At 35.8% G+C, this 24,761-nt stretch carries 26 protein-coding genes, 2 pseudogenes and 1 riboswitch; of the genes and pseudogenes, 15 read left to right on the top strand and 13 right to left on the bottom strand.

What is annotated here, in order from left to right:
* Positions 1 to 122 precede the first annotated feature (122 nt).
* Positions 123 to 596: a MarR family winged helix-turn-helix transcriptional regulator gene (locus JFT89_RS21695; protein WP_002063878.1), complete on the top strand. Its 474-nt coding sequence runs from the start codon at positions 123 to 125 to the stop codon at positions 594 to 596.
* Positions 597 to 660: 64 nt separating this feature from the next.
* On the opposite strand, the pseudogene JFT89_RS21690 reads toward JFT89_RS21695, so the two are convergent.
* The 3 genes and pseudogenes from JFT89_RS21690 to JFT89_RS21680 form a co-directional block, all read right to left on the bottom strand.
* Positions 661 to 765, bottom strand: a pseudogene (locus JFT89_RS21690) (neutral/alkaline non-lysosomal ceramidase N-terminal domain-containing protein); the annotation flags it as partial.
* Positions 766 to 868: 103 nt separating this feature from the next.
* Positions 869 to 2,284, bottom strand: coding sequence for a stage V sporulation protein SpoVR (gene spoVR / locus JFT89_RS21685; protein WP_002063877.1), 1,416 nt, complete (start codon positions 2,282 to 2,284; stop codon positions 869 to 871).
* 115 nt (positions 2,285 to 2,399) lie between these two features.
* Positions 2,400 to 2,960 (bottom strand): nitroreductase family protein, encoded by a 561-nt coding sequence (locus JFT89_RS21680; RefSeq protein WP_002087479.1) that lies wholly within the window; start codon positions 2,958 to 2,960, stop codon positions 2,400 to 2,402.
* A gap of 231 nt (positions 2,961 to 3,191) precedes the next feature.
* Between JFT89_RS21680 and JFT89_RS21675 the strand changes: the two genes are divergently transcribed.
* The 9 genes from JFT89_RS21675 (at position 3,192) to JFT89_RS21635 (ending at position 9,891) form a co-directional block, all read left to right on the top strand.
* Positions 3,192 to 3,788, top strand: a complete 597-nt coding sequence (locus tag JFT89_RS21675) for a hypothetical protein (protein ID WP_002063875.1) — start codon at positions 3,192 to 3,194, stop codon at positions 3,786 to 3,788.
* Positions 3,789 to 3,912: 124 nt separating this feature from the next.
* Positions 3,913 to 5,418, top strand: coding sequence for a spore germination protein (locus JFT89_RS21670; RefSeq protein ID WP_016094744.1), 1,506 nt, complete (start codon positions 3,913 to 3,915; stop codon positions 5,416 to 5,418).
* Entirely contained in the window at positions 5,415 to 6,497 is a 1,083-nt protein-coding gene (gene gerYC, locus JFT89_RS21665; protein WP_002140451.1) for a spore germination protein GerYC, read from the top strand. The genes JFT89_RS21670 and gerYC overlap by 4 nt, the downstream gene beginning before the upstream one ends.
* 12 nt (positions 6,498 to 6,509) lie before the next feature.
* Positions 6,510 to 7,619: a GerAB/ArcD/ProY family transporter gene (locus JFT89_RS21660; protein ID WP_002063870.1), complete on the top strand. Its 1,110-nt coding sequence runs from the start codon at positions 6,510 to 6,512 to the stop codon at positions 7,617 to 7,619.
* 45 nt (positions 7,620 to 7,664) lie between these two features.
* Positions 7,665 to 8,174 (top strand): PCYCGC motif-containing (lipo)protein, encoded by a 510-nt coding sequence (locus tag JFT89_RS21655; RefSeq protein WP_002063869.1) that lies wholly within the window; start codon positions 7,665 to 7,667, stop codon positions 8,172 to 8,174.
* 122 nt (positions 8,175 to 8,296) lie between these two features.
* On the top strand, positions 8,297 to 8,548 hold the full coding sequence (locus tag JFT89_RS21650; RefSeq protein ID WP_002150460.1) for a YhdB family protein: 252 nt from the start codon (positions 8,297 to 8,299) through the stop codon (positions 8,546 to 8,548).
* 167 nt (positions 8,549 to 8,715) lie between these two features.
* A complete protein-coding gene (locus JFT89_RS21645) occupies positions 8,716 to 9,135 on the top strand; it encodes a disulfide formation protein C (RefSeq protein ID WP_002063868.1) in 420 nt (139 codons plus the stop codon).
* Between the two features lie 12 nt (positions 9,136 to 9,147).
* Positions 9,148 to 9,603 (top strand): thioredoxin family protein, encoded by a 456-nt coding sequence (locus tag JFT89_RS21640; protein WP_201040564.1) that lies wholly within the window; start codon positions 9,148 to 9,150, stop codon positions 9,601 to 9,603.
* Between the two features lie 72 nt (positions 9,604 to 9,675).
* Complete coding sequence (locus JFT89_RS21635) at positions 9,676 to 9,891, top strand: DUF1540 domain-containing protein (protein WP_002010693.1); 216 nt, start codon at positions 9,676 to 9,678, stop codon at positions 9,889 to 9,891.
* Between the two features lie 32 nt (positions 9,892 to 9,923).
* Here the strand turns inward: JFT89_RS21635 and JFT89_RS21630 are convergent, their stop codons facing one another.
* The 3 genes from JFT89_RS21630 to JFT89_RS21620 form a co-directional block, all read right to left on the bottom strand.
* A complete protein-coding gene (locus tag JFT89_RS21630; RefSeq protein ID WP_002029881.1) occupies positions 9,924 to 10,175 on the bottom strand; it encodes a hypothetical protein in 252 nt (83 codons plus the stop codon).
* 163 nt (positions 10,176 to 10,338) lie between these two features.
* Positions 10,339 to 11,100 (bottom strand): L,D-transpeptidase, encoded by a 762-nt coding sequence (locus tag JFT89_RS21625; protein WP_002063866.1) that lies wholly within the window; start codon positions 11,098 to 11,100, stop codon positions 10,339 to 10,341.
* Positions 11,101 to 11,319: 219 nt separating this feature from the next.
* Positions 11,320 to 12,186, bottom strand: coding sequence for an SDR family oxidoreductase (locus JFT89_RS21620; RefSeq protein WP_201040647.1), 867 nt, complete (start codon positions 12,184 to 12,186; stop codon positions 11,320 to 11,322).
* Between the two features lie 224 nt (positions 12,187 to 12,410).
* On the opposite strand from JFT89_RS21620, the gene JFT89_RS21615 reads away from it, so the two are divergent.
* The 4 genes from JFT89_RS21615 to JFT89_RS21600 all read left to right on the top strand — a co-directional run bounded on the left by JFT89_RS21615 (position 12,411) and on the right by JFT89_RS21600 (position 17,567).
* Positions 12,411 to 13,712 carry an NCS2 family permease gene (locus JFT89_RS21615; RefSeq protein WP_002029878.1) on the top strand — a complete coding sequence of 434 codons (1,302 nt, stop codon included), beginning with the start codon at positions 12,411 to 12,413 and terminating at the stop codon, positions 13,710 to 13,712.
* Between the two features lie 92 nt (positions 13,713 to 13,804).
* A riboswitch (SAM riboswitch) is annotated at positions 13,805 to 13,910 on the top strand.
* 87 nt (positions 13,911 to 13,997) lie between these two features.
* Positions 13,998 to 15,110: a sugar ABC transporter substrate-binding protein gene (locus JFT89_RS21610; RefSeq protein ID WP_016094746.1), complete on the top strand. Its 1,113-nt coding sequence runs from the start codon at positions 13,998 to 14,000 to the stop codon at positions 15,108 to 15,110.
* A complete protein-coding gene (locus tag JFT89_RS21605; protein WP_016094747.1) occupies positions 15,107 to 16,594 on the top strand; it encodes a sugar ABC transporter ATP-binding protein in 1,488 nt (495 codons plus the stop codon). The genes JFT89_RS21610 and JFT89_RS21605 overlap by 4 nt, the downstream gene beginning before the upstream one ends.
* A complete protein-coding gene (locus tag JFT89_RS21600; protein ID WP_002134498.1) occupies positions 16,578 to 17,567 on the top strand; it encodes an ABC transporter permease in 990 nt (329 codons plus the stop codon). The genes JFT89_RS21605 and JFT89_RS21600 overlap by 17 nt, the downstream gene beginning before the upstream one ends.
* A 26-nt stretch (positions 17,568 to 17,593) precedes the next feature.
* Here JFT89_RS21600 and JFT89_RS30375 read toward each other — a convergent pair.
* The 4 genes and pseudogenes from JFT89_RS30375 to JFT89_RS21580 all read right to left on the bottom strand — a co-directional run.
* Positions 17,594 to 17,740 (bottom strand): annotated as a pseudogene (locus JFT89_RS30375) (sugar ABC transporter ATPase); the annotation flags it as partial.
* Between the two features lie 56 nt (positions 17,741 to 17,796).
* Positions 17,797 to 18,000, bottom strand: a complete 204-nt coding sequence (locus JFT89_RS21590) for a hypothetical protein (RefSeq protein WP_016094750.1) — start codon at positions 17,998 to 18,000, stop codon at positions 17,797 to 17,799.
* Between the two features lie 68 nt (positions 18,001 to 18,068).
* Positions 18,069 to 18,923, bottom strand: coding sequence for a patatin-like phospholipase family protein (locus JFT89_RS21585; protein WP_002063860.1), 855 nt, complete (start codon positions 18,921 to 18,923; stop codon positions 18,069 to 18,071).
* 130 nt (positions 18,924 to 19,053) lie between these two features.
* Positions 19,054 to 19,515, bottom strand: a complete 462-nt coding sequence (locus JFT89_RS21580) for a MarR family transcriptional regulator (RefSeq protein ID WP_201040563.1) — start codon at positions 19,513 to 19,515, stop codon at positions 19,054 to 19,056.
* Between the two features lie 140 nt (positions 19,516 to 19,655).
* Between JFT89_RS21580 and JFT89_RS21575 the strand changes: the two genes are divergently transcribed.
* Complete coding sequence (locus JFT89_RS21575) at positions 19,656 to 20,834, top strand: MFS transporter (RefSeq protein WP_016094752.1); 1,179 nt, start codon at positions 19,656 to 19,658, stop codon at positions 20,832 to 20,834.
* A gap of 19 nt (positions 20,835 to 20,853) precedes the next feature.
* Here JFT89_RS21575 and kdpDN read toward each other — a convergent pair whose 3' ends face one another.
* Genes kdpDN through kdpB form a run of 3 tightly spaced genes read right to left on the bottom strand, consistent with a single transcriptional unit; the run spans position 20,854 to position 24,754 of the window.
* Positions 20,854 to 22,008 carry a KdpD-like non-kinase potassium sensor gene (gene kdpDN, locus JFT89_RS21570; protein ID WP_002063857.1) on the bottom strand — a complete coding sequence of 385 codons (1,155 nt, stop codon included), beginning with the start codon at positions 22,006 to 22,008 and terminating at the stop codon, positions 20,854 to 20,856.
* 56 nt (positions 22,009 to 22,064) lie between these two features.
* Positions 22,065 to 22,646: a K(+)-transporting ATPase subunit C gene (kdpC, locus tag JFT89_RS21565; RefSeq protein ID WP_002063856.1), complete on the bottom strand. Its 582-nt coding sequence runs from the start codon at positions 22,644 to 22,646 to the stop codon at positions 22,065 to 22,067.
* A 17-nt stretch (positions 22,647 to 22,663) separates the two neighbouring features.
* Positions 22,664 to 24,754: a potassium-transporting ATPase subunit KdpB gene (gene kdpB, locus JFT89_RS21560; RefSeq protein WP_016094753.1), complete on the bottom strand. Its 2,091-nt coding sequence runs from the start codon at positions 24,752 to 24,754 to the stop codon at positions 22,664 to 22,666.
* Positions 24,755 to 24,761 lie beyond the last annotated feature (7 nt).

Genomic DNA, 24,761 nt, shown 5'->3' with positions numbered 1-24,761 from the left:
TATATAAATCATTATTTGTTCTATCACTAACATGTAGTCAATTTGATTGACTATATTCTATATAGTACAATGAATTTTACTTATAGTCAATTTAATTGACTATAGGCAAGGAGGTTATTTACATGGATCATCAAACATTTAACGAATTAGATCTTACTTCACTTTTATCACTATCCTTCAGTACATTAATTACTGAACTACACGACAAATTAAGTGAATTGGGATTTGAAGATATTAGGCCCGCACACGGTTTTATGTTCAAACGTATCCTTCCTAATGGAGCAACCGGTATAGAACTAGCTGAATATTTAGGGGTTTCAAAACAAGCCATAAGTAAAATGGTAGATTCTCTTGAGAACAGTGGTTATGTCGCGCGCCAAACGCATCCTACTGATAAAAGAGGTAAAATCATTGTTTTAACCGAACGTGGTTTAGCAGTAATGAAAGCAAAAAAAGAAATAGTAGCTGAAATAGAGCAGCGATGGATTGAACACATAGGTGCAGATCGAATGCAAATGCTTAAAGAGGATTTAACAACATTCGTTACTAAAGAAAATACAGGTAGGTTTTCATCAAGTATACGACCTGTTTGGTAAATAAAAACTCCATATAAAAAACGAATCCATTTTGATTAGTCTTTTTCAAAGTGGATTCGTTTTCTACAGTTTTATTAAAATCATTGATTCCCTTATCTCTATGATATCCGATAAAATCAATACCTAAAGGCGGCGTAATATCCACCTTGCATACCCCTATTTTGCTCATTTGAATCGATCTCCTTCTATATATCCCACTTACTTAAAGATAGCATATTTACCATTTTCCAAATAAAAAGAACGGACAAGAAATTCTATGTCCGTTCTTTTTATCACACATACTTCCGATGCACCATCTTCCCATCATAAGAAAACACAACGCCCTTACTCTCCACAATGGACTCCATATGCACCGTTCTTCCCCATAACTGATGAAGGTACGGTAATACCTTTTCTAAGTATTTTAAATCGAGCTCAATTCCTTCGTAACTATGTTTAATGTACAATTCTCCGTTCTTTAAGTAGTCTCCATCTTCTACTACTAAGTACGGGAAACCTCCATTTGTACGCATATTTACGAGTTGATCACGTACATGTTCCCACTCTTTATCTATTACTTTATATTCTTTTCCTTGGCGCTGGAATAAGTACATATCTTCTCTCATTACGAGTTCTTTATTTAAGTAGTTTCTTAGGAACGATACGTCCCATTCAATTTCTCGTACTTCGAACATTTTCTCACGACCAGAACCAGGCTTCACACCGCGTCGCTTCATTTCTTCTGTTGGGTTGTTGTAGCGTTCTTCAATATCTTCGAACATTTTAATACCGAGGTAGTATGGATTAATACTTGTTTTTGATGGCTGTACGACACCTGCATTAAGCTTCGCAAATTCAATTGCTTCACCAGATGTTAAGTCCATTTCACGAAGTATACGTTGATGCCAGTACGAAGCCCAGCCTTCATTCATGATCTTCGTTTCAAGCTGTGGCCAGAAGTATAACATTTCTTCACGCATCATCGTTAATATGTCGCGCTGCCACTCTTCTAGCTCACGGCTATATTCTTCAATAAAGAGGAGTAAATCTTTTTCTGGTTGCGGAGGGATTTTCTTCTTTTTATGCATATTAGGTCGTTCTCTCTTTTTGTTTCGATCATCTAAATTCCATAAATCATCGTACTGTGATATCTTTTTCTTTTCTACATCCTCTTCTAAATCTTCAATACTCCATGCAAGTTTCGGGCGCATAAGTGATGGATCTATATGTTCTTGAATGGCAAGTACTGCATCCAAGAACGTTTCTACCTCTGCTTTTCCGTACTTATGCTCATATGCTTTCACACGTTCAGCTGTTGCTGACATGCTCTCCACCATATCACGTTTCGTATTAGAAAAACGAATATTATTTTTGAAGAAGTCACAGTGCGCTAAAACGTGCGCCACGATTAGTTTATTTTGAATTAAAGAATTCGTATCTAATAAAAAGGCGTAACATGGATCAGAGTTAATAACGAGTTCATAAATTTTACTAAGTCCCAAATCGTATTGTAATTTCATTCTAAAAAATTGCTTTCCAAAACTCCAATGCGAAAACCTCGTCGGCATCCCATATGCACCAAATGTATAAATAATTTCCGCTGGACATACTTCATAGCGCATCGGATAAAAATCAAGACCAAATCCAGTCGCAATTTCAGTAATTTCAGCAATCGCATATTGTAGTGCTTTATCGTCACTTGTTCTCATTATTTTCCCTCCTTACACTTTCCCTTAAGAAAGTGTATGATGGGGAACAAGCTTTCATGAGGATTGATTACATAATAAAAAGACACCCTCGTAAAAAACGAGAATGCCTTCCAAATTAACCCTCAATAATCTCCATCTTCTCCGTAATCGGTGTACGAGCTTTTCCTTCTGGTGCTTTATCGAAATAGCCGATATGAAGAATTCCAATGATGCGTTGACCTCTTGTTAAACCGATTCCTTCTATAAATAGTGGATTGTAGTTTAATCCACCTGATTTCCAAACGCACCCTAAGCCGCGTTCCCAAGCAAGTAATTGGAAGTTTTGCATAAATGCACATGTTGCAGCGTAATCTTCGTCACGTTGAATTTGACGCGGATCTTCATTAATGTAAACAACGATTTGTGCAGGTGTGCTTAAGAAACGATCAGATAAAATCTTGCCGCGTTTCGCTCTTTCTTCTTCTGTGAAAGAGTTTAGTACTGCGTCTACTAATTTCTGACGGCCTTCTCCAATGTATAATTTACAATTCCATGGTTCACGGTGTTTATGATTCGGTGCCCATGTTGCGTCGTTTAATAGTTCAATTAATAGCTCTTTTTCTACTGCTTTATCTGTAAATGTACGAACAGAACGTCTTTCTTTAATAACGTTTGCGATGGAAGTATATGTAGTCATATTTTTCTCTCCCTTATTTTTATCTATATGTATAAATCCGTCATTGATATTGATTTTCAATTTCGATTATAACCTAGTTTTTCACTATTAATCAATGTTTTATGTTGGAAAACCCTGAAAAACTTCTTTTTATACTGTGAATAAAAAAACTTAACTTGTTCACAAGTTTTTCACATTTTATGGAAATGATATGTGTAAGTTTTCCACATTACCCATCTAGGAGGAGTTTACATGTATAAGAAAATCGCAGTAAGTATGACTATGGCAGCATTATTGTGCGGGATATCTGTCTTTCCTACTTCCGCTGCCACGCCAAAAGAAGTAACAATGCACCATCATAAGCCTATTTCAGAAGAAGAAATGCAGTCGCTCGAAAAACTCGGCTATAATAAACATGAAATTTGGAAAGCTGCCCACATTGCAAGAATAAGTAAAAAAGAAATTAAGGACGTTTTAGCTTACTATAAGCAAAATAAATCTTGGGAGAAAACAGCCGAGCATTTCGGTGTAGACCCAAGTAAATTGAAAAAGCATCATATGAATAAAGAAACGAAAAAAGCACTACTGCAAAAATTAGCAAATATGCAAAAGTCCACACCAGATGGACTGAAACAAAAAATGAAAGAATATAACATTGGCTTACGCCAATTTACCGTGTTAACAATCATCTCTCAAAAAAGTAATACCCCTCTTGACGATGTACTAAAAATGAAAAAAGATGGGATGGATATTAAACAAATTGCGGAAAAATTAAATGTTAAAAGAGAAGATATACGAGCAGAGATGATTAAATTAGTGAAGTCCATTAAAGAAAAGAAAACAAATTAACACGCCAAAAAGGAAGAGATATTCAATACTCTTCCTTTTCTTTATGAACTTTCAATTTTCAAGTATAAATTCCCGTCTTTCCCAAAAACTAACATAAGAAAATGATGTAGTAAGGGGTGAGAAAATGTTTCGTTCTTCGTCTAAAAAGAATAAAAAAACAATCTGTTCCATTCCAGAGTTTATCCATACTATGAAAGAATCGAGTGATTTCGTTTCTTATAACATCGTAGAAGATGGGACATTATGTTTGTTTTACTATAAATCTACGGCTGAATCACTCCTCATTAATCGATTCATTTTAACACCTATAAAAAGAGAATTAGATCACATTGAAAATATAAGTGATATAGCAAATATCGTCACACTTGAGGAGATTATCACTGGCCCTACTATTGATGACATTCGTGAAAAATTATTAAGTGGGTATGTACTTATACAACTAAAAAATGATTCTCAAATCGCAGAATATGCACTTATTCGTGCTGAAAGTTCCGTTTTAGGTACACGGCTATATAACGATACTGAAAATGAATATAGTGTCATCGGTCCAAAAGTCGGATTTGTTGAGAATATCGATACAAATATACACTTACTTCGGCGAAATATTGTCACAGAACAATTAGTTTTCAAAGAAGTTATAGTTGGTTCTATATCAAAAACAAAAGTCGTAGTTGCTTACATCGAAGATATTACGAATGAGCAGCACGTTAATACTGCGATGCAGCGCCTACAAGACATTGACTTTGATGTTCCTTTCGATGCAACTATGATTGAACAGTTTATTAGTGATAACAGCAACTCTCCCTTCCCTGTTTTACTCCCTACAGAGCGTTTAGATCGCTCCGTTTATGCATTATTGAATGGAGGAGTCGTCATTTTAACAGACGGTTCACCATATGCATTAGCTGGACCAGCGACATTACTCGATTTCTTCGTCTCTCCAGAAGATTATTATTTACCATGGATAGCAGGCTCATTTCTTCGAATGGTTCGCTTTTTCGGAGCAGCATTCTCGCTATTTTCATCAGCTATTTATACAGCTGTATTAACGTATCACTATCAAATGATTCCTGCGGATTTACTAGGTCCGATTATTTTTTCAAGAGCTAATGTACCCTTTCCGCCCATTTTAGAAGCACTTTTTTTAGAAATCACAATCGAATTGCTCCGTGAAGCTGGAGCACGATTACCTACAAAAGTTGGACAAACAATCGGCATCGTTGGCGGGATTGTAATTGGCCAAGCATCTGTTCAGGCTGCTTTAACGAGTACCATTTTATTAATTGCAGTTGCTTTATCAGCACTCGCTTCTTTTACAACACCAACTGTAAAAATGTCTTCTACTATCCGGATACTACGATTTCCACTTATTCTTTTAGCTGGTGCATTTGGGGGCTTAGGTCTCATTGTAGGATTCGTACTCATATTAGCTCATTTAATTCGCTTAAAATCACTTGGATCACCTTATTTATTACCTCTATATCCATTTCGCGGTTTAGGAACGGCAGAAGGTCTCTTTCGCTTGCCATTTAGTCAAACTGCAGGACGTGCCTCTTTTCTAAGACCAAAAAAGAAATGGCGCTATGATCCAAACAAAGCGAAAGAAAAACATGATGGTGAAGAGAAATGAAAAATACTTTATTATGCTTTTCCATTATCATTTTAATTTTCCAATCCGGCTGTACACAACCGAATATAGTAGACACACAGCGAATGATTCATATAGGTGGATTTGATATAACGAAAGATAAAAAATTTCGCGGGACAATCTTATATCCCGATTACACAAAAGGCGTTCAATCAAAACCAGAAACTCAGTCAACTACCGCAGATACAATTGAAACAATTTCTTCACTTCTAAACGCCAAATCACCACATACGATCGCTGTAGGTCAAATGCGTGTTGTCCTATTTGGAAAATCATTTGGTGAACGTGGAATTGGGGATGTTATTAACAACTTACAACGTGATCCTAATATTGGCCGAGATGTGCAACTAGCGCTTGTAGATGGTTCAACAGAAGAATTACTTAAACATGTCAAAACGAATGGATCGCTATATCTATCTGATTTACTGGAGCAAAATATAGAAACCGAGACAATCCCTCGGACAGCTTTAAATATTTTTTTATATAACTTTTATTCATCTGGATGCGATCCATTTCTTCCTTATATTAAAGTTGATGAAGACAAGTCTGCTTCCATTAAAGGAATTGCTTTTTTAAAAAAGGATAAAGTGGTTATGTACACAGATAAAAAAGGATCTTTTTTATTAAAACTACTCATTAATCCAACTAAAAATGGTCGTTACGAAGTTCCGATACGTCAAGGTAAGCATAAAGGATTGATCGCTACTCAAAACTTATCCGGGAAAAGTTTTTGTTCTCTTTCCCAAAACGGTGACATTCCGAAAGTTAACATCCACTTAAAGTTAAACGGACTTATAAAAAATGCTCCCGACTGGCTCGATTTAGCAAAGCACGAAAATATAACTTACGTAAAAAAACATGTAGAAAAAACGCTTGAGAAGCATTTAAACGAATTAATAAAACAATTCCAAGAAAAAGAAATCGATCCGATAGGTATACAAGAAGAAATTCGTAGTCATTCAAGAAAATGGACTATAAAACAAATTCAAGAAATGTACCCTAATGTAGACGTTGCTGTTCATGTGCAAATCAATGTCGTGCAATCTGGTATTGGAGAATAGTGAGGTGCTATAGTGGTTGAACAAGATAAAACACATACTGTTTCCCCTTATTTCACATTCCTTCTATTACACTCTCTTCAAATTGGAGTAGGCGTGTTAGGATACCAACGAGTTATTGCACAATATGCTGGTTATGATTCTTGGATTTCCCTTATTGTTGCGGGTGTCTTAACTCATATCGTACTGTTTTGTATGTTAAAAATGTTAGATAAAGACAATGATTTGATGACCATTCATACGACATGTTTCGGAAAATGGATTGGAACCTTTTTCTCTATGTGCTTTGCCGCATATCTTCTCTTATTTTGCCTTACTGTGCTTCGTACATATATTGAAGTCATTCAAGTTTGGGTTTTTCCTACAATTAAGCCATGGAAATTAACATTATTATTTTTACTCGTGACGTATTACGTAATAAAAGGCGGCTTCCGCTCTGTAACAGGAATGTGTTTTTGGGGCGTCATAATACCGATTTTCGTACTATTCTTCTTAGTTTTCCCTATGAAATACGCACATGTCCGTAATATTTTACCTATTTTCACCCATTCACCTGCAGACATTCTATATTCAGCGAAAGCATCTGCATTAGAATTTCTTGGCTTTGAAGCAATCCTTATCTTTTATCCATTTATTAAAAAAGGAAAATCCTTAAATAAATGGGCACATAGCGGTATTGCTTTTACAACCATTCTATACGTAATATTAGCGATCGTATCCCTTATGTACTATAGCCAAGGACAATTACATCATACAATTTGGCCAACATTAACGATGCTAAAAATAATTAAGGTTCCTTTTATCCAAAGGTTTGAGTACATTATTATTTTCTTATGGTATCTTATTATTTTACCTAACCTTTGTTTAACGATTTGGTCTTCTTGTTGCATTAGTAAGAAATCTTTTCGCATACCATTTAACATTACACTGCCATTTTTTATCGCAGCTATATTTTTTTCATCCTTGTTTTTCACAAACCGTGAAAGTATCAATACATTAAATACGGTACTGTCTCAAGCTGGGTTATATATTGTATACGCTTATATCCCAATCTTATTTCTATTCCATTCACTACGATGGCACTTCAAAAATAAGTCGAAAAAATCTTCTCCCAACACCCCATGATATTTGATACAATTTTATTAATACATTTGTAAAGGGGACAAGCGAATGAAAAAGTATGTATTTTCTTTACTTGTAGTACTGAGCTTAATTCTTACTGGATGCGGGAGTACTGGTACAAATGAAAAAAAATCTTCTGAATCAAAAGAAGAGCATGATCATGCCACGCATACTCAGCAAGCTGACATTCAAGAAAAGACAAAAGGAGTCGACACACTTCCGGCCTTCCTAGACAAACTTGATCCACAAATGAAAGACATCTATACTGTCGCTGGACAAAATGCTGAACTATTGGATTGGATTCCTTGTTACTGCGGTTGTGGTGAAAGTGTAGGACATAAAAATAATAAAAATTGCTTTATTCGTGAAATCAAAAAGAATGGTGAAGTTGTTTGGGATTCCCATGCAACAACTTGCGTCAATTGCTTAGAAATCGCGGTCGAATCTGCTTCGATGAAACAAAAAGGAAAATCAACTCTTGAAATTCGTAATTATATTGATAATAAATACAAAGAAGGATATGGCAAACCAACACCTACGCCAATGCCAAAAGCTTAAAAAACGAGGAGACTCCTCGTTTTTTTCTTTTCATTCACTTTTTTTCTTAACAAATTCTTTCAAGTGTATTTATCCTCGCTTGTCACACACTATATATAACTCCTCGGTAAGGAGGGTACACAGTGCAAACATATAACGACTATGACAAAGCTCTCTATTACACGTATTGCTGTAATTGGGATAAACTACTCGTTTTAATGGTTCAAACGAATGATCAACTATTTTCTAAGCGTATTGAACATTTTTTACACGCTTATCAATACAGTAAAGAATTGCCAGAAGTTGACAAACAATTGCAGCTCCTATTTCAATATATTGACCATGCATCCCAGAAGTCACATGTAGAAGAAGTAGTAGAGCAAATTCAAATGTAAAATATAGCGCTATTCTCTCTTAGAGAATGGCGCTTTTTTGAACATTTTTTATATCAATAAAAGTTTTCTTTTACAAAACTTTTATTGATAAACATATTTTCTCTTTCTTTTCTGTGCTACTTCATACTATAATTTAGTATGTAACTATTATAAGTGAGGTATAAAATATGGGACGAGAAAAAAAGCAAGAGTATGCTTTATTTACTGCATGGGGAGCTTCTTTTATTGCTACGCTAGGTAGCCTATACTTTTCCGAAATTATGAAATTTGAGCCTTGTGTCCTTTGCTGGTATCAACGTATCTTTATGTATCCATTCGTTTTATGGCTCGGCATTGCTGTAGTAAAAAAAGATTATCGTATTGCAAGTTATTCCTTACCAATTGCAAGTATTGGTGCTTGTATTTCTTTATATCATTATGCAATTCAAAAAGTTTCAGCACTATCAGCTGCAGGAGCAGCTTGCGGACGCGTACCTTGTACGGGAGAATACATAAACTGGTTCGGCTTTGTGACAATCCCGTTTTTAGCACTTATCGGCTTTATCACAATCGCTGTTTGTAGCTTCATCGTAATTAAAAACAAATAAGGAGATGAAAGAATGAAAAAAATGCTTATATTTGGCGGTATTATTATCGCCTTGTTTGCAGCAATTTTCGCTGTAACACAAATGGAAGAAAAAAATGCTTCAACAAGCCAAAAAATTGATAATGCTACTGATAGTAAGACAAATGGCCCTGACTACTATACAAATAAAATCTCTCTTTCAGATCTCCAAAAGAATTTAAAAGAGAAAAAAGAAGAAACAGTATACTTTTATCAAACATCTTGCGTTCATTGCCAAAAATTATCTCCTATCGTAGTACCAATGGCTAAAGACTTGAATGTTGATATGAAAGTTATGGATATTGAAAAATTAGATGCTCCTTGGGATAAATATAAAATTAAAGGAACTCCAACAATCATTCATTTTAAAGACGGTAAAGAAGTGAGCCGTATTAGCGGCGAACAACCGGAAGACAAATTAAAAGAGTGGCTTGAGCAAACGAAAAAATAATAAGAAAAGGAAACTCCTTCTATACATGAAATGCGTGTAAACTCCCACACTAATGTATAAGGAGGGGGTTTTATGCCAGAAGTGAAATGCTCGGTTTCCAATTGCTCATTTTGGGGACAAGGTAACTTTTGTCAAGCAAGTGCAATTGTTGTTCAACCTGATGCACAAGAAGCAGGTCAAATTGAAAATAGTTCGTATACAAGCGCTACTTTAACAAACGAGACGCTTGAAAGTTCTGTAACAACGAGTGTAGAAACGTGTTGTCATACATTTAAACCGAAATATTAAACGTAAAAGCATACGATTAGTCGTATGCTTTTTTACATTCCTCTCCAAACATCATGCATCATAAAAAAGTACAAAATAACGAGAAGGACCGTCCCGCATAAAGTAATGCGTCGATATACACTCTTCTCCCCTTCCCTCGCTTTAACAAATGCCCAAATAAATCCAACGAACAATATTAAATCAATATATGGAACATAAAAGGAGAAGACGAGTAACGCATATAAATACACGATAAATAAACAAGTCGTGATTAAGAAAATTTTAAATGCAAATTCACTTTTCATAATGTGACCGCCCCCCAGTCTGTACTGTATTATATTCAGCAAAACATAATAGTTGCTGTTTCAATTTTTTCATCTCACTATTTACAGGCACGCGATTGGTATGAAATCAATAAAAACACCTAAACTTCATCACAAATAAGCTACCGTCTATTTACGGTAGCTATTACGGGACATTATATTTTCTTTTATATAGATTACTTAAAATCGAATAAGGTAATTGCTCATAATGAATTTTTTCTCCCGTTTCATCTACAACATACAAATTGTTTCCTATATAATAAGTTCCATCTTTTCGTTTGGAATACACTGTGTATCGTTCATTTGGCAATACCGTTTTTACTTTCGTCAATTGTCCATTTGGTTCTTGCCAATATATATTTACACGATCTACTAACGTAAGCATTCCAATTTGTTCTTCTTCTACTTTACGACCATTCCAGCTCACAACACGATAACCAAGCTTATATGCTTCATATTCGGGACTCGTATGAAAGCGAGAAATAATTACTTTCGTCTGTAATTGTACCCGGTCGTATAACCATTGTATGTCCCGATCGTGCATGCGAATACAACCATTTGATTCCCGACTTCCAATCGTTCCTTCACGATTTGTCCCGTGAATGGCATATTCCTTTTTATCCAGACCTAGCCATCTCGTACCGAGAGGATTATTCGGTGCACCTCCAGCTATTTTTTTACGATGGTATTCTTTATTTTTATATTTAGTTATAATACAAAAATTCCCTTCAGGTGTCGGGGTCCTGTCTCTTCCTGTCGTTATCGGAAATGTTCTAGTATAGTTTCCATCTTCAAAAAAAGAAAGCTGATTTGTCGTAAGGTTAACTAATATTAAATGATCTGTATTAGCAAAAACGCTAGCTGGCAGGCAGAAAAATAGGATTACGATAAACCATACTTTCTTCATCTAAATCCTCCTAGCACTAACATCATAATAAAGTGAAACTTTACTCGGTGGGAGGGTTTGTCCATCCCCTACTGAGTATTAGCCTTCACCAATCGGGCATTTACGGGCATTTATCTCCCACCTAACTTCTGTGCTCCACCTGAATTTTGTGGTGGAATTTTACTGCCCGTTAATGCGGGATAAATACAATTAGCTTTACTTTGCTCTTATAAATGAAAACTATCCATTCACAATTACTCCACCATTTACATGTATCATCTGCCCTGTCACATATGCCGAATCACTAGACGCTAAATATACATATGCAGGTGCTAATTCATACGGCTGACCAGGTCTTTGCATAGGAACATTGCTCCCAAACTGTGATACTTTTTTCTCATCAAAACTAGATGGAATAAGCGGAGTCCAAATTGGGCCTGGTGCAACACCATTTACACGAATTCCTTTTTGTACTAACGACTGAGATAGCGATCTTGTAAAAGCGACAATTGCTCCTTTCGTTGCAGAATAATCGATCAACGTTTCATTTCCTTCATACGCAACGATAGATGCTGTGTTTATAATTACATCCCCTTGCTTTAAATGGGGTAGCGATGCTTTTGCAACATGAAAATAAGAAAAAATATTAATACGGAACGTTTTTTCTAGCTGTTCCGCTGTAATATACTCTAGTCCTTGCTGCGGATATTGCTGTGCGACGTTATTCACAAGAACATTTAGCCCCCCTAGCTGCCGGGCGGTCTCTTCCACAATCTCCTTACAATGTTGTTCACTACTTAAATCCCCCGGCAGTAATACACAATTCACGCCTTCTTTTTCCACAAGTTGTTTCGTCTCAGTTGCATCTTCATCCTCATCTAAATAAGCAATCGCAATATTTGCTCCCTCTTTTGCAAAAGCGATAGAAACAGCTCTTCCAATCCCGCTATCTCCTCCTGTAATTAATACATTCTTTCCTTTTAACTTTTCACTTCCTTTATAATTTGGATCTTCAAACTTTGGAAGAGGATTCATTAACGATTCAATACCAGGTTGTTTATTTTGATGTTGTGCTGGCATTGTTAAAAAGTTTTTTTGCTGCGGCATAACTTCCTTCAACTCCTTTCCCCTTATAATGCGCACAATAAAAAAAACTACTTACACATTAAAGAACCGCAATTCACACACAGTTTTACGATTAATATTCGAATTTACGACATAAAATATGAGTTGTTCTAAAGTTTTTATGCAAAACTATTGCAAAATAGTTAAAAAACGAATATTATATATAACTGTTGTGAAAATTATTCGTAAAAAGAAAGGATGTTTATATGTTTAACCTTTCAAAACATAAAACTTCTATTAAAACTGAAATTATGGCAGGTATTATTACCTTTTTAACAATGGCATATATCATTGTCGTAAACCCTGTCATCCTTGGGGATGCAGGTGTTCCGTTTGAACAAGCATTTACAGCTACAATTATCGCTGCTGTTGTCGGAACATTATTTATGGCGATTTTTACTAATTTACCAATCGCAATTGCACCAGGTATGGGATTAAATGCTTACTTCTCTTATTCTGTTGTAAAAGCCCATGAAGGCATGACTTTCGCAATTGCATTCTCTGCTGTATTCGTAGCAGGTATGATTTTAATTTTGTTATCATTCACATCTTTCCGTACGAAATTAATGGAAGTAATTCCTGAGAACTTAAAACATGCACTTACTGCTGGTATCGGTCTTTTTATTGCTTTTATCGGTTTGCGCTTAACGGGAATTGTTACAAAAAATGATGCAAACTTAGTTGGGCTTGGCGATCTTCACTCTGCTCCAGTTCTACTAGCATTAGCTGGCCTTGGAATTACAATTATCCTTATGTCTTTAAATATAAACGGGGCACTATTTATCGGAATGTTATTAACTGGGATTATCGCTTACTTCACAGGTCAATTAACATTCTCAAGCGGCGTTACATCAATGCCTGGATTACCAGAAGGAATTATCGTTTCAAACCCAATTACTGCTGTTTCTGATGTAATTAACTACGGATTATACGGTGTTGTGTTCTCATTCTTCCTTGTTACACTATTCGATACAACAGGTACACTACTTGGCGTTGCACAACAAGGTGGATTTATGAAAGATGGAAAGCTTCCAAAAGCAGGACGAGCTCTTCTATCTGACTCATTCTCAGCAACAATTGGAGCTATGTTCGGAACAACACCATCAACAGCTTACATTGAATCATCTGCTGGTGTTGCAGCTGGTGGTCGTACTGGTTTAACAACTGTTACAGTAGCTGTTCTATTTGCATTAGCAGCATTCTTCGGACCGTTAGTGAGCGCTGTTTCTGGCGTTTCAGCTATTACAGCACCATCACTAATTATCGTTGGTAGTCTTATGATGGGCTCAGTTCGCCACATCGATTGGGATACATTCGATGAAGCATTCCCAGCATTTTTAGTAATCTTAAGCATGCCACTTACATCAAGTATCTCAACAGGTATTGCACTTGGATTTATTTCATACCCACTTATGAAAGTGGCAAAAGGACAATTCCGTGCTGTTCACCCACTTGTGTATTTATTCGGGATCTTGTTCGCTTATCAATTAGTTTTCTTACCACATTAAAATCCCTCATAAAGAGGGATTTTTTATTTACAAAAAAATATTTGACAACAGCATACACTTATGGAATAATTCGAAATAGTTAAATATTCGATGTCTTATCAAGAGCAGGTGGAGGGATGAGCCCTACGAAGCCCGGCAACCGACCCATTTATGGGCACGGTGCTAATTCTTACAACACATTGTGTTGAAAGATAAGAGTAATATGATAAGACGTCTTTTCTATATGAAAAGACGTTTTTATTTTCACTCCCTCCTCTCTTTTCTTAATTTAGGAGGGATTTTTTTATGAAAAAATTATGTTCCACCGTACTCATTATTCTCTTACTCGCATTAACAGCTTGCACAAATGAACAAGATGCTATCTCTTCACAAAAGCAACAAACGTTGAAGAAAGAAACTACTACAGCAGCAAATCATTTACAAACAGAAATTCCAAGCCAAGTAAAAAAGCCATTAAAAATCGCATTAATTATGCAAATGTCCATCGGAACTTTTTCCTCTCAATATATTGAGGGTGTCAAAAAACAAATCGAGCTATTCGGCGGCAGTGTGCAAGTCTACAATTCTGATAATGATTTAGCAAAAATGGCAGCAAATCTAGATACTGCTATTAATTCAAAAGTTGATGGTATTTTAATTGATCACGGTCGCTCTGAAGCACTAAAACCCGGAGTAGAAAAAGCATTACAAGCGAATATTCCTGTAGTTGCATTTGATAACGACCTACGCTTACCAGGTGTAACGATTATTGATCAAGATGACTATAGTCTTGCATGGAAATCATTAAAAACGTTAGCGGAAGATCTGAATGGACAAGGGAATATCGCCGTCGTATGGGTTGGCGGATTTGCTCCAATGGAACGTCGCAATGTTATCATTGATGCTTTTTATAAACGTTATCCAAATATAAAAGAAGTTGCACGCTTTGGTACCGCTAGTAATAACACACCACTTGATACGCAAGCACAAGTAGAGGCTTTACTAAAAAAATATCCGAAAAAAGGTGATTTACAAGCTATTTTCGCTTCGTGGGATGAGTTTGCTAAGGGGGCCGTCAAAGCACTCGAACAAGCTGGTCGTACAGATATAAAAGTATACAGCATTGACTTAAGTAATGAAGATTTACAACTCATGCAAAAAGAAAATTCACCTTGGACTGCTACGGCTGCAACCGATCCAGCTGAAGTCGGTAAAGTTCAAGTGCGTTTCTTATACAAGAAAATCGCTGGTGAACAAACGCCAGATATTTATTCATTAGAACCTTATTTAGTAAAGAAAAATAGTTTGCCACAAGAAAATATAACGATGGATCAATTATCAAAACATATAAACGGTTGGGGAGACTCGAAAGATGCATATTCACCTTGGATGAAAAAATTAGAGAAGGAGAAAAAATGATGACATTCTCTCTTCAAAACATTACACATTCTTATCACATCTCTACCCCTGTACTAGAAAATGTTTCTATTAACATACAAAAAGGAAAAGTTCACGCTTTACTAGGAATGAATGGTGCAGGAAAAAGTACTTTACTAAAAATAGCAACTGGTGAAATTCAACCAGTTGCTGGGAATATAAAAATTGATAATCAGTCTATTTCCTTTACTTCACCACGCGATGCAAAAAAGCATGGTATTTCTTTCGTAACACAAGAAGTGGATCACGGACTTATTCCTGGATTATCTGTATTAGAAAATGTACTAATCGATCATTTAGCAATGCAAAATAAAGCACTATTTTCAAAATCAAAATTAGTGGCACTCGCTAAACAATACTTGCAAGCTGTACAGGCCGACTTAAATATTCTTGAAGATGTTTCAAACTGCTCATTACATGAAAAACAATTACTTCTCATCGCAAGAGCTCTATCTAACAATACAAATTATCTTTTACTAGATGAGCCAACTTCTTCTCTTGGACCAAAAGAAGTCGAAACCTTTGGGAAACTATTAAAAGATTTAACATCAAAAGGAATTGGCATCATCCTGATTTCTCATCGTTTATCAGAGATTCGAAAATTTGCGGATGAAGTAACTGTTTTATATAAAGGTAAAGTTGCACTTTCTAAAACCATTACAACGATTACGGATCAACAAATTGTTGAAGCAATGACTGGAAAACAACTTACACTTCCTATTAATACAACACCAAAACTCGGGAGCGAAGAAATATTGAAAGTACAAGAACTTCAATTACATAAAGACCATCCTCCGCTTTCTCTTACAGTACGAAAAGGAGAAACTGTTGTGATATACGGATTAATTGGAAGCGGAAAAACAACACTTGCTGAAACTTTATTTGGTGCCCGTCATACTTATCAAGCAGAAATCGACGGTCAAAATATAGCGATTAAAACACCGCGAGATGCGATTAAAGCGAAAATTGCACTTGTACCAGAAGAAAGAAGAAAACAAGGCGTATTTCTTTCGGAAGACATTATAAGTCACACAAATTTACACCAATCAGGTTGGAGACGAAAACAAACCGAATTAAATTATGCTACTGCGGCAATTACTACTTTCGGCATCTCACCAAATGATCCAAAAGCCTTTATTCATTCACTTAGCGGTGGAAATCAACAAAAAGTCTCGATTGCAAAGTGGAATGGATTCAAACCTAATCTATTTCTTTTGGACGAGCCAACTAAAGGTGTAGACGTCGCTGCGAAACAAGACATTTTTCAATCCATTCGCAACATTACAGATGGCGGAAATTCCGTAATTTATTTCACAGGAGAACAAGATGAAGCGCTACATATCGCCGATCGTATTCTCATACTAGCAAACGGCGAATTTGTAGGTGAGTACTTGCCGAATGACCTATCTCCTGAACAGCTTTTACATTTATCTGAAGGGAGCTTTTCCATTGAATCTCATTCATAAAACTAAGAAGTTATATTTACCTACCCATCTTTTTTATCAATTTAGCACGATTGCTATCATTATAGGTGTTACAATTTTTTTCTCTATCGCCAACGATTCTTTTTTAACCTACAACAATATTAGTGATATTTTACGTTCTATTTCTATTGTAACGTTACTCGCAATTGGCGTTACCTTTACATTAATTGTAGATGGATTTGATTTATCAGTCGGCTCTACCGCTAGTTTAGCCACAATTACGGCGGCTTCTTGTCTCGTTTTATATCGACAAGAACTAATAGTCACACTCCTTATTCCTATTCTTTGTGGACTATTAGTTGGATTATTAAATGCACTACTCGTTATCCGAATTAAGCTACCAGATTTACTAGCTACATTAAGTATCATGTATATCGTGAATGGACTACACTTAACATTCTCAAAAGGATCTTCTATTTATGAAGGAATGCCTGGTGCCACAGGACATTTTATTCCATCCTTTTTATTTATCGGTCAGGGCTCTGTTTTAGGAATCCCAGTCCCTGTCATTATCATGCTTAGCGTCGTTTTGATTGCATATTTATTTTTAGAAAAAACAACGTACGGTCGTTTCTTTTATATGACAGGTGGGAATCGAGAAGCTGCTAGACTAGCCGGTATCCCCACTGATCGTTACCGTGTATATGCTTATATGATTAGCGGTTTACTTGCCTCTATTGGTGGTATTATTTTATGTAGCCGCGTTGGAACAGGACAAGTTTCAGCTGGCGCCCCATTGTTAATGGATGCAGTTGCAGCTGCCTATATCGGTTACGCAATGTTCGGTGCCAAGAAACCAAATGTCATCGGAACATTTCTTGGTTCCGTATTAATCGGGATCATATTAAATGGCCTCACAATGATGAACGTTCCTTATTATGCACAAGATATCATTAAAGGCAGTATTTTAATTACAGCTTTAGCTTTTTCATTTATTAAAAAGAAGCGTAAATAAAAAGTAGCGCGTCGAATTCCGATGCGCTACTTTCCTTTTGTAACAATTACACGAACTACTTTCAATGCAAGAAGTAAGAGAAAGTTCGCTATTACTGTAACGCCTAAGAAGATTGCTATCATAAGTTCTCCCATTCCGTTATTAAATACAAACGTAATAGAAGAAATGAAAGCCTCCTCTAAGACGAAACTACTTAACTATGAAAAAATATAAAAGAGGTTAGAAACCTTTAATATTTTTCGTTTACCTGTAATTCTTTACTATACTTTTGAATGAAAACTGATGAAACAACCATCATCATTCCTATACTAAAACCAATAAGCTGATCTAATAACATTTCATCATGAATGAACCAACGAAGTAGAAATACACCACCAAAAATAAGCATTGCAGTAAATCCAGTATGTCTAAGCCCTTTATATACATTTTCCATATGTATCCCCTTCACACACCTCTTATCCATATTATACCATGAATAAAAAAACCTCTATATAGAGGTTTTTAACTTTGCAAAAACGCCTGTAAATCTGCAAATTGTCTCTTTGCATCTTCATAGCCTTGCTCATATAAACTTTGTAGTTTTGCCGCATCTTTTTCCATACGATCTACTTGAAGAGGCACTTCCGGGCGAATAACAAATAAATTACCAGCTTGCTCTTCTTTTTCAATGTAGTGAAGTGTTTCATTATACACTTCATAACGAGTTAGCATCGTATTAACAAGGTTTGGATACTTTTTATACGCTTTCGCTGCAACCCATCCAAACTTTGATTTTTTCTTCGCGTAACCATGATTTCTCGTTAAAATAACGACTGATTTTTTAAATCCATCCTCCTGTGCTTTACGGACTGGAATTGGATCAGAAATCCCGCCATCTAACAACTGCTTACCACGGTAATTTACTACTGGTGCAATGAAAGGTAATGAACTAGACGCTTGTAATAAATTTAGCGCATCATCATTCGTTCCCTCTTTTTCAAAATAAACAGACTGTCCTGTTTCACAATCCGTCGTTCCTACAAGGAAACGCTCGGGACTATTAAAATATGTTTCAAAGTCAAACGGTACATGCTTTTCTGGAATTTCATGAAAAATGAAATCCATATCAAATAATTGACGCTTTTTCCATAAGTTTTTATAAGATAAATATTGTGGGTGTGATACATAATCAATATTGACCGTTTTATTTCTATTTCTTTGTCTGGAAAGATACGACGCTGCATGACAAGCACCAGCTGATACACCGATTACATATGGAAAATATACATCTTGTTCCATAAAGTATTCTAGTATCCCCCCCGTATATACACCACGCATACCGCCGCCTTCTAATACTAATCCCGTATTTTCAAGCATGTTATTCTCTCCTCTTTATATATATTGACTCTTTAATTATTCACTATGTTAAGTATCTTTTTCTATTATATATGAGTTCTTTCAGAAATTATATTTAAAAGGCTTGAAATGGAGGGATTTTTTCTTCCAATTATATTTCCAAATGACCAGTGACATCCTTTATAAACCTTTGAATAAAATCTTGCTCTTCTTTCGTATATCCATCTAAAAGTAACAGCCACTTTTCTTCAGCTTGTTTATGCAATTTTTCATGAGCTTTATATATTTCATTTCCTCTTTCCGTTAAGCGGAAGAAAATTTCTTTTTGATTATCTAACATTTGCATTTTCTCAACGAATTGCTTTTGAAACAACTTTGTACAAATTTTAGAGATTGCACCCTTCGTCATTCCCATTTCTGTCGTAATAACAGTTACATTCATGAGACCATTTTTTCCGATACACTCGATAACATGTAATTCAGATAGAGACATACCACTTACACCTGTCTCACGAAGAAACTTTTCATTATTTTCTTTCAAATGCTCTTCTTTTTTATGAAAAAGTGTACGAATATCCGAAAGTATTTCCATTTGTTTCGCTGTACGTTCCAATCCGTTCGCCTCCTAAGTTTCCAAAGAAACAATTTAACTATATACCATTTTAAAATCATTTCTCCATCTTTACAAGTGAGAAAATCATGTTAAAATTAATTTAGTTTCCAAGGAAACTAAATAACAAGGAGGTTAGCATTATGGAAAAAACCAAACTGAATTTCATTTTATATGTTGTCTGTATTAGTGCCTTACTCGGTTCCTTCGCTCAAAATATTTACACACCGATCTTACCGATGATTCAAAATTCGTTTCATACTTCTCTTTATCTTGCAAATTTAACCGTTTCACTTTTCACATTCGTTCTTGCGATTATGCAGCTCATATATGGACCTTTAATTGATACAAAGGGACGAAAATCTGTCCTTATCCCTAGTTTAATCATTAGTACAATCGGCTCAATTGGTTGTGCTTTCTCACCAAACATTTACTTATTTCTTTTTTTTAGAGCTGTTCAAGCTATAGGAATAGCGGCTATACCTGTAGTTGCAGCAACGATTATCGGTGATTTATTTGAAGGAAAAGAACGCGGAGAAGCGATGAGCCTTTATCAAATGTTACTTGCTCTCGCACCTGCAATCGGCCCTCTCATAGGTGGTTATCTCGGCAGTATAAATGGCCACTTATCTGTATTTCTGTTTTTATCCACAATTGGCATAATCTTATTAATTATAAACATTTCACTACTTCCAGAAACAAAAACAAATGTAATTGAGAAACCTAAAGCAAAAAAAAATTACTGGCTTATCTTAAAAAATGAAACTGGATTTTCCATTACACTTATTGGCTTTATTCAATTTTGTATATATTTCTGTTTCCTCGTTTTTTTACCTAGCATATTAACAAATATATTTCATCTAAGCGCAAGTGAAATTGGTCTTATGTTTGTACCGATGTCCCTTTCTCTTATGTTAGGAAGCTATTGCTACAAATTTTTGCAAAAACATTTCACAACAAAGCAGGCTTTATTCATCACTAGTTTCTTCAATATTATATGTGTCACTTTATTCTCTTTCACATATAGCATCAATATCCCATCCGTAATTATCGTTACCTCTTTATACGGTTTTAGTATGGGACTTTCCATGCCGACTCACGCTACTTTATTAACGGAAGAATTCGTACAAGAACGCGCAACTGCCATCGGTATGTACAACTTCATTCGCTATCTTGGTATGGGTACAGGGCCTATTGTAGGTGGGTTTCTTTTATTTAATCAAAATTACTTTTGGATTTTCTTCCTAGGGGCAATTATATTTCTACTTATAGTTTTACACGCAATGAAAATGCTACATTCCCATGCTGCACAAAGAGCTTAAGAGACCTATAGATGGTCTCTTAAGCTCTTTGATCAGCGACGATATGAATATCAATATACTTCGTCTGTCTCATAATTTCATTTACAATAGAACCTTTTCGTATTTCCTCCCACCGTGTTCTCGCAGATTGCCCGAGTAAAACTTGTGTTACTTGTAGTCTCTGGGCAACTTCAATAATAACATCCGCCGGTTTTCTTCCTTTCGCTTCTTCTAATACAAAACTCGCATCAAATTGATTCGTTAGCGACTTCCACTCTTCAATTGTTTGCTTTTTCCCCGCTGAAAGAGAATCTATATTTTCCCTCTCAACATTTAAGACATACAACTCAGCGTTTAACCGGTCAGCCATACGCCAACCTCTTCGTATCAACTTCTCTGCTGTTGAACTGTATTGTACACAAACGAGAATTTTTTCTTTCACCCCAATTGGTTCTGTAACTGTTTGACTAATTTTCTCATCCATATCATCTGCCACTTCACGAAGCGATAACTCTCTGAGTGCCCCTAAATTATTGAGTGTGAAGAAATTTTGTAAACTTTGCTGAATTTTTTCTTCCTTATATATCTTTCCATCTATCAATCTCTTCCTTAGCACTTCCGGCGTTGCATCAACGAGTTGAATTTCATTTGCTTTTTGCAAAATAAAATCCGGGATACGCTCTCGTACTTTAACATTCGTAATTTGAGCTACAATATCATGAACACTTTCTAAATGTTGAATATTAAACGCTGATAACACTGATATACCAGCCTCTAACAATTCCTGTACATCCATATACCGTTTTTTATGTTTAGAACCAGGAATATTACTATGCGCGAGTTCATCAACAACTACTACTTGCGGCGCACGCTTTATAATTCCTTCTACATCAAGTTCATAAAATACTTTTCCTTTATACTGTATTTCTTTTAAAGGAACTTTTTCTAAATCAGCAATTGCTTCTTCTGTCTCTTCTCTTCCATGTGTTTCAATTAAACCAATTACAATATCAATACCGTCTTTTTTCATTTCTCTTGCATCAAAAAGCATTTTATAACTTTTTCCTACTCCTGGAGCCGCTCCTACATATAGCTTTAACTTCCCTCGATTTTGTTGACGAATGTATTCTAAATACTCTTCTGGTGTTCGCCTTTGAAACGTCGGTTTATAGTCATCCGCATACAAAACACTCACAACCTTTCTTTCGAAACAACACTACCTCAATCCGTTAGATTGAGGTAGCACTGTTACTATTTCATTAATTTCTGTAATTCTAAATTTAACTTTAAAACGTTCACGCGATCTTCTCCAAACAAGCCAAGTGCAGCACCTTCCGTTTGATCCTTAATCAATTGATCCAGCTTTTCTTTCGGAATATTCGTTAATTTTGAGATGCGATCTACCTGCACAGAAGCCGCTTTTGGACTAATGTCAGGATCAAGCCCTGAACCCGAATTCGTCACTAAATCTATCGGTACTTCTGTAACTGGAACGGCTCGGTTTTGTTTCTTCCAGTCTTCAATACTTTTCTCAACTCGTTTTGCTAATTCTGGATCAGACGGTGCATAGTTATTTGAACCAGATGCTTCTGCTTTATATTCTATACTAGAGACACGTCCATGAAAATAACGTGGATCTGTGAAATTTTGACCGATTAATTTTGAACCAACTACTTCATCCTTATCATTATATATAAGACTTCCATCCGCATTATCCTTCATTACCGCTTGCGCAATACCAGTTACAATAAGCGGGTATACAAGTCCACACAAGACTAGAAATGTAAAAGTAATACGAATAATTGGTGAAAGTATACTTTGTTTTTTCGCCATCTTTTTTCCCCTCTTCCTTATATGAACAAGCCGACAATCATATCAATTACTTTAATTCCAATGAACGGAACGATCACTCCGCCAAGCCCGTAAATGAGTAAGTTTCGACTAAGTAGTGCATTAGAACTCATCGGTTTATACGCAATACCTTTCATCGCTAACGGAATGAGTAACGGAATAATAACTGCATTAAATATTAATGCTGATAAGATTGCTGAAAGCGGTGATGTTAATTTCATAATGTTTAATGCTTCCATTTGCGGAATCGCAAGTGTAAACATTGCTGGAATGATTGCAAAATATTTTGCAATATCATTCGCAATACTAAACGTCGTTAACGCACCTCGTGTCATTAACAATTGCTTACCGATTCCTACAACCTCAATAATTTTCGTTGGATTCGAATCTAAATCAATCATATTCGCTGCTTCTTTCGCAGCTGTCGTACCACTATTCATCGCTAATCCAACGTCAGCTTGCGCTAATGCCGGAGCATCATTTGTACCATCACCTGTCATCGCTACAAGTTTCCCTTTATCTTGCTCTGCTTTAATAACCGCAATTTTATCCTCTGGTTTACACTCGGCAACGAATTCATCTACCCCTGCTTCTTTTGCAATTGTTGCTGCTGTTAATGGATTATCACCTGTACACATAACTGTTTTAATTCCCATTTGACGTAATTGTTCAAAACGTTCACGCATACCAGGTTTTACTGTATCCTTTAAATAAATCAAACCATAAATACGATCATCTACTGCAACTACAAGCGGTGTCCCGCCCTCTTTTGAGATTAAATCTGCTTTTTGATTCACATCTTTCGGAATTGTTCCGCCTTGCGACCTAACCCATTCAATAACTGCACTAACAGCACCTTTTCTCACTTTCGTTCCGTCCTGTAAATCAACACCACTCATTCTCGTTTCTGCTTTAAATGGAACAAATTCACCTTGTTCTGCAATTTCTCTATTATATGATATAGATTTCGTTTGTACATATTCTATAACTGATCGACCTTCTGGTGTTTCATCTAAAACTGAGCTAATCGCAGCCCATTTTCCTACTTGCTCAATCGTTTCATTTCCTACAGGAAGCAGTGTATGTGCCATCCGGTTTCCGAAAGTAATCGTACCCGTTTTATCTAAAATAATTGTATTAATATCACCCGCAGCTTCTACTGCTTTCCCTGACATTGCTAGCACATTAAATTTTGTCACACGGTCCATCCCAGCAATACCAATCGCTGATAATAACCCACCAATTGTCGTCGGAATTAAACAAACTAACAACGCTACAAGTACAGCTGTATCAATTTGAAACCCTAAATAATTTGTAAAAATCGGCAACGTCACAACAACTATTAAGAAAATAAGAGTTAAACTCGTTAATACTGTATTTAAAGCAATCTCATTCGGCGTTTTTTGACGTGCAGCTCCTTCTACTAAAGAAATCATTTTATCGATAAATGATTCACCTGGGTTACTCGTAATCACAACTGTAATCTCATCACTTACGACCATCGTACCGCCTGTTACGGAACAAAAATCGCCACCTGCTTCTTTTATAACAGGAGCAGATTCTCCTGTTATTGCAGATTCATCTACAGACGCTAATCCTTTAATTACTTCACCATCATTTGGAATCATTTCTCCTTGTTTTACAATAACAACGTCACCTTTTCTCAGATCAGTTGCTGAAACTTGAACAATGTCTCCATTTTCTTTTACAACATTTGCAAATACATCTTTTTTCGATTGTTTTAAAGAATCGGCTTGCGCTTTACCACGACCTTCAGCTAACGCTTCTGCAAAGTTAGCAAATAAAACTGTAAATAATAGAATGAGAGAAACTGTTATATTAAACCATCCTGGTACGCTACTCGAACTACTTGGAAGAAAGGATAAAAGTAACGTTATTATAAATCCAATTTCCACAATGAACATAATAGGATTTTTTATCATTACTTTCGGATTCAATTTCGCAAATGATTGTTTCATCGCATGCGTCACGATATCACGATCCAACGTTTTCGCTTGTCTAACCTCATCTTCTATAACATGTATTTGTGACTCGTTCACTTGTTTTTCTTTTACTACTACCGGTCTCATCATTTAC

This window comes from Bacillus sp. TH25 (assembly GCF_016650935.1).
GTDB classification, from domain to species: Bacteria; Bacillota; Bacilli; order Bacillales; family Bacillaceae_G; genus Bacillus_A; species Bacillus_A mycoides.
This window is presented reverse-complemented; position numbering and strand designations above follow the sequence as displayed.